Genomic DNA, 5,662 nt, shown 5'->3' with positions numbered 1-5,662 from the left:
GCGGGGGGCAGCCCGTGGCCGGGCGCCTTCCGGTACGCGGGGACGCCGTCGGACGGGGCGGGGACCGAGGTGGCGGGGATGCCGGCGTCCCGCAGACAGGCGGAGAGGGTGTGGGCGGTGGGGGTGTGCGCGGGCGGCAGTTCGCGGACCCGCCAGGCGCCGGTGCCGCTCGCGTCGGCGGCGGCGAGGAAGTGGGCGGCGGCGGCCAGCGCGGCGCGCGGGACGTCATGGTCCGCGACGCGCACGGCGGCAGGGTCGTCGCCGAGGTGGAGCAGGGCCCCCGTCCCGTCCCCGGTTGCGACCAAGGTCACATCGCCGCCGAGCGTCGCGACATCGCCGCGGCCGTCGTCCAGGACGAAGAGGAAGCGGCCGGAGAGGGCGGTCGCGGTCGCGCTCGCGCACAGCAGGGCGTCCAGGTCGCGCGCCCATCGCCGCACGTCAGCGGGTGTGTGACGGTCGAGGCCCGCGAGGGGGGTGGCGAGGATGTTGCGGACGCGTTCATGGCGGGCGGACGGCAGCAGCCCGGCGTCGCGCAGCAGCTCCGCCAGATCCGCCCCGCAGTCGTCGGCGAGGCCGCGGAGTTCCACGTTGCCGCGCGAGGTGAGACTGAGCCGTCCGTCACCGAACCGTTCCGCGGCGTCCGCGAGCCCCCGGAACTGACGCGACGTCAAATCCCCGGCGGGCACCCGTATACGGGCCAGTCGGCCGTCGGCGGCGGGGTGCAGCCGCAGCGCTCCCGGGCAGGCGTCACCACGGACCCGCAGGGGCGCCGCGACCCCGCTGGGCTGGGGTGAGGGGGAGGGCGGCATGGCGGCGAGCATACCGACGTCACGGCGGACGGGGTCGCGCGGCGGGGAGCCGGGCGACGGCCGTGCCGAAAGGCCCACCGCACCCCCCGTCCCCCCTGCCACACCCCTCCCCGAGCCCTTACTATGCAGGTCGGCGGGTCACCAGGCCCGTCGGACGCCAGCGACGGCGCCAGGGAGGAAGCCCGGTGAGAATCCGGCGCGGTCCCGCCACTGTGAACCCGGCCAGGACCGGGTGAGTCAGGAACTCCCGCCGTCCTTTCACCGCCCGGGGCGCGGACCCCGAGGAAGGCCAGACGCCGCATGCTCCTGCTCCTGTCGACGTCCGACACCGACCTGCTCAGCGCCCGCGCGGCCGAGGGTCCCGTCCCGTTCCGCCTCGCCAACCCCGCCCGCCTCGATGTCGCGGAACTGCCCGCGCTGCTGGAGGGCACCGACCTCGTCGTCGTCCGGCTGCTGGGCGGCATCCGCGCCTGGCAGGAGGGCCTGGACGTGCTGCTGGCCGAGGACCAGCACCGCCCGGTCGTCGTCCTCACCGGCGAGCAGGCGCCCGACGCCCAGCTGATGGAGGCGTCCACGGTCCCGGTCGGCATCGCCGCCGAGGCCCACGCCTATCTCGCGCACGGCGGCCCGGCCAACCTCGGCCAGCTCGCCCGCTTCCTCTCCGACACCGTCCTGCTCACCGGCCACGGCTTCGAACCGCCCGCCGCCGCCCCCTCCTGGGGCCCCCTGGAGCGCGAGGCCCGTACGGACATCGACGGCCCGCTGGTGGCGGTGCTCTACTACCGCGCCCACCACATGAGCGGCAACACCGGCTTCGTCGACGCCCTCTGCGCCAAGATCGAGGAGGCGGGCGGCCGGCCGCTGCCGCTGTTCGTCGCCTCCCTGCGCGCCCCGGAACCGGAGCTGATCGAGGCCCTGCGCCCGGCCGACGCCATCGTCACCACCGTCCTCGCGGCGGGCGGCACCAAGCCCGCCGAGGCGTCCGCCGGCGGCGACGACGAGTCGTGGGACGCGGGCGCGCTGGCCGCCCTCGACGTTCCGATCCTCCAGGCCCTGTGCCTGACGGGGACGCGTGCGGCATGGGAGGAGAACGACGAGGGGCTGTCCCCGCTGGACGCCGCCACCCAGGTCGCCGTCCCGGAGTTCGACGGCCGGCTGATCACCGTGCCGTTCTCCTTCAAGGAGATCGACGACGACGGCCTGCCGACGTACGTCGCCGACCCCGAGCGGGCCGCCCGCGTCGCCGGGATCGCCGTACGCCACGCCCGGCTGCGCCACATCCCGGCCGCCGACAAGCGCCTGGCCCTCGTCCTCTCCGCGTACCCCACCAAGCACTCCCGCATCGGCAACGCCGTCGGCCTCGACACCCCCGCCAGCGCCATCGCCCTGCTGCGCCGTCTCCGGGCCGAGGGCTACGACTTCGGCGACGAGCCGGTGCCCGGCCTGGAGTCCGAAGAGGAAGAGGCGGCGCGCAGCGCCTCGGTTGAGGGCGGTGGCGGGCGACGGGCGGGCGGCGACGAGCTGATCTACGCGCTCATCGAGGCCGGCGGCCACGACCAGGAGTGGCTCACCGAGGAGCAGCTGGCCCGCAACCCCGTCCGCATCCCCGCCGCCGACTACAAGCGCTGGTACGCCCTGCTGCCGCAGGAGCTGCGTGACGCGGTGGAGGAGCACTGGGGCCCGCCGCCCGGCGAGATGTTCCTCGACCGCAGCCACGCCGGCGAGCCCGGCCGGGACCCGGAGGGCGACATCGTCCTCGCCGCCCTGCGCCGCGGCAACCTGCTCGTCCTCATCCAGCCGCCGCGCGGCTTCGGCGAGAACCCGATCGCGATCTACCACGACCCCGATCTGCCGCCCTCCCACCACTACCTGGCGGCCTACCGCTGGATCGCCGCGTCCGTCGAGGACGGCGGCTTCGGCGCCGACGCCATGATCCACCTCGGCAAGCACGGCAACCTGGAGTGGCTGCCCGGCAAGAACGCCGGCCTGTCCGCCGCCTGCGGCCCCGACGCCGCCCTCGGCGACCTCCCGCTGGTCTACCCGTTCCTCGTCAACGACCCCGGCGAGGGCACCCAGGCCAAGCGCCGTGCCCACGCCACCCTCGTCGACCACCTCGTCCCGCCGATGGCCCGCGCCGAGTCCTACGGCGACATCGCGCGCCTGGAGCAGCTGCTCGACGAGTACGCGGCGATCTCCTCGATGGACCCGGCGAAGCTGCCCGCCATCCGCGCCCAGATCTGGACGCTGATCCAGGCCGCCAAGCTCGACCACGACCTCGGCCTTCAGGAGCGCCCCGACGACGAGGGCTTCGACGACTTCCTGCTGCACGTCGACGGCTGGCTGTGCGAGGTGAAGGACGCGCAGATCCGCGACGGCCTGCACGTCCTGGGCGGCGCGCCCACCGGCGAGGCCCGCGTCAACCTCGTCCTCGCCATCCTGCGCGCCCGTCAGATCTGGGGCGGCACCTCGGCACTGCCGGGTCTGCGCGAGGCCCTGGGCCTGGACGAGTCCGCCGCCACCCGCACCACCGCCGACGAGGCGGAGGAGACCGCCCGCGCCCTCGTCCAGGCGATGGAGGACGCCGGCTGGGACCCGTCCGCCGTCGCCCGCGTCGCCGAGGGCCACCCGGCCGCTGTCGCCGACATCCTCGACTTCGCGGCCCGCCAGGTCGTCCCCCGCCTCGCCGCCACCACCGACGAACTCGACCACGCCCTGCACGCGCTGCGCGGCGGCTTCGTCCCCGCCGGCCCCTCCGGCTCCCCGCTGCGCGGCCTGGTCAACGTGCTGCCGACCGGCCGCAACTTCTACTCCGTCGACCCCAAGGCCGTCCCCTCCCGCCTCGCCTGGGAGACCGGCCAGGCCCTCGCCGACTCCCTCCTGGAGCGCTACCGCACCGACAACGGCGACTGGCCCGAGTCCGTCGGCCTCTCCCTGTGGGGCACGAGCGCCATGCGCACCTCCGGGGACGACGTCGCCGAGGCCCTGGCGCTGCTCGGCGTCCGCCCCGTCTGGGACGACGCCTCCCGCCGCGTCACCGGCCTGGAGCCGGTCCCGCTCACCGAGCTGGGCCGCCCCCGCATCGACGTCACCCTGCGCATCTCCGGTTTCTTCCGCGACGCGTTCCCGCACGTCATCGGCCTCCTCGACGACGCGGTACGGCTGGCGGCCGCCCTGGACGAGCCCGACGAGCACAACTTCGTCCGCGCCCACGCCCAGGCCGACCTGCGCGCACACGGCGACGAACGCCGCGCCACCACCCGCATCTTCGGCTCCCGCCCCGGCACCTACGGCGCGGGCCTCCTCCAGCTCATCGACTCCCGCGACTGGCGCACCGACGCCGACCTCGCCGAGGTCTACACCGTCTGGGGCGGCTACGCGTACGGCCGCGGCCTCGAAGGACGCCCGGCCCGCGACGAGATGGAGACCGCCTACAAGCGCATCGCCGTCGCCGCCAAGAACACCGACACCCGCGAGCACGACATCGCGGACTCCGACGACTACTTCCAGTACCACGGCGGCATGGTCGCCACCGTCAAGGCGCTCAAGGGCCGCGCCCCCGAGGCGTACATCGGCGACTCCACCCGCCCGGAGACGGTCCGCACCCGCAGCCTCGTCGAGGAGACCTCCCGCGTCTTCCGCGCCCGCGTCGTCAACCCCCGCTGGATCGAGGCGATGCGCCGCCACGGCTACAAGGGCGCCTTCGAACTCGCCGCCACCGTCGACTACCTCTTCGGCTACGACGCCACCACCGGCGTGGTCGCCGACTGGATGTACGACAAGCTCGCCCAGACCTACGTCCTCGACCCCGAGAACCGCGCCTTCCTCCAGGAGGCCAACCCCTGGGCCCTCCACGGCATCGCCGAACGCCTCCTGGAGGCCGAGTCCCGCGGCCTCTGGGAGAAGCCGGACCCGCAGACCCTTGCCGACCTGCGCGAGGCGTTCCTGGAGACGGAGGGGGAGCTGGAGAGCGAGGACTGAGCCTCACCGGGGGCCGTCGGCGGGATGCCGGCGGCCCTCCGCCGTGTGCCCCGGACGGGCGCCCGGGCGCGGGCGCCTCCCTACGGGGACGCGGCCCGTCCGATGGGGCGCCGCGCCTCCGCCGGACGCCCTCGGCACCACCCGTCAGACCTTGCCGACCAGCAGGATCTTCACGGCGATGTGCGTCCCGTCGATCTGGTACGTGATCCGGTACACATCCACGTGCAGGCGCCGTACCGTCGGACCGATCTTCCTACTACCGGGCGGCTCAGGGTCCCGGGCAAGACCGTTGACGGCGTGTGCCACAACCTTCGCGCCCTGCGGGTCTTTCCTCTTCAGCTGACTGAACGCCGCCTGCGCGGACGTCTCCCAGACGATGGTGTACGTCATGACGAGGACTCCTCCAGCTGCCGGAGGATGTCCCCGTGCGTGTAGTGGCGCGGCTGCTCGCTCAACGCCATCACGTAGTACGCCTGCGCCAGCGTGGTGAAGTCCTCCACCGCTTCGGGATCACCTGCCGCCTCGGCGACCGCGCGCGGCCACCATTCGTTGAGCACCGCGTCGAACTCGGCACCCGTCGAGACGGTGTCGAACTCGGCGTAGAACTCCGCCCGGCGCCCGAGCCCCAGCGTCTCGCCGACGCCCCCGATGGTCCGGGGGACGACCGGACCCGCGTACCCCGTCTCCTCCACGGCCCGCTTCACACTGTCCCGCCAGATCCCGGCGAGATCTCCGTTGTTCGTCATGCTGTTCCCTTCGTTTCCCTTCGCTGTCGGAACGTTCGTCGTGGGAATCGGTGCGGCGGCGGCCGGGCGTCCCCGCTTCCCGGACGGTCCTTCCGGGAAGCGGGGGCGTGCGGTCAGGGGCGGCCGTTT

General features: G+C 74.2%; 4 protein-coding genes and 1 riboswitch. Of the genes, 1 reads left to right on the top strand and 3 read right to left on the bottom strand.

Annotated elements, in window-relative coordinates:
- Positions 1–809, bottom strand: an 809-nt coding sequence (locus tag AC51EU_RS26360) for a ferredoxin-like domain-containing protein (RefSeq protein ID WP_496269582.1), incomplete at its 3' end; no start/stop codon positions are given.
- A gap of 117 nt (positions 810–926) precedes the next feature.
- A riboswitch (cobalamin riboswitch) is annotated at positions 927–1,075 on the top strand.
- Between the two features lie 34 nt (positions 1,076–1,109).
- Here AC51EU_RS26360 and cobN point away from each other — a divergent pair.
- A complete protein-coding gene (gene cobN, locus AC51EU_RS26355) occupies positions 1,110–4,787 on the top strand; it encodes a cobaltochelatase subunit CobN (protein WP_496269581.1) in 3,678 nt (1,225 codons plus the stop codon).
- A gap of 144 nt (positions 4,788–4,931) precedes the next feature.
- Here the strand turns inward: cobN and AC51EU_RS26350 are convergent, their stop codons facing one another.
- The gene (locus tag AC51EU_RS26350) at positions 4,932–5,177 is read right to left on the bottom strand and encodes a type II toxin-antitoxin system RelE family toxin (RefSeq protein ID WP_496269580.1); all 246 of its coding nucleotides are present in this window, start codon (positions 5,175–5,177) and stop codon (positions 4,932–4,934) included.
- Positions 5,174–5,533, bottom strand: a complete 360-nt coding sequence (locus AC51EU_RS26345; protein WP_496269579.1) for a hypothetical protein — start codon at positions 5,531–5,533, stop codon at positions 5,174–5,176. Before AC51EU_RS26345 ends, AC51EU_RS26350 begins: the two co-directional genes overlap by 4 nt.
- Positions 5,534–5,662 lie beyond the last annotated feature (129 nt).

It is taken from the genome of Candidatus Streptomyces philanthi (genome assembly GCF_059553635.1).
Note: the sequence above shows the minus strand (reverse complement) of the source record. Positions and strands in the feature narration are given on the sequence as shown.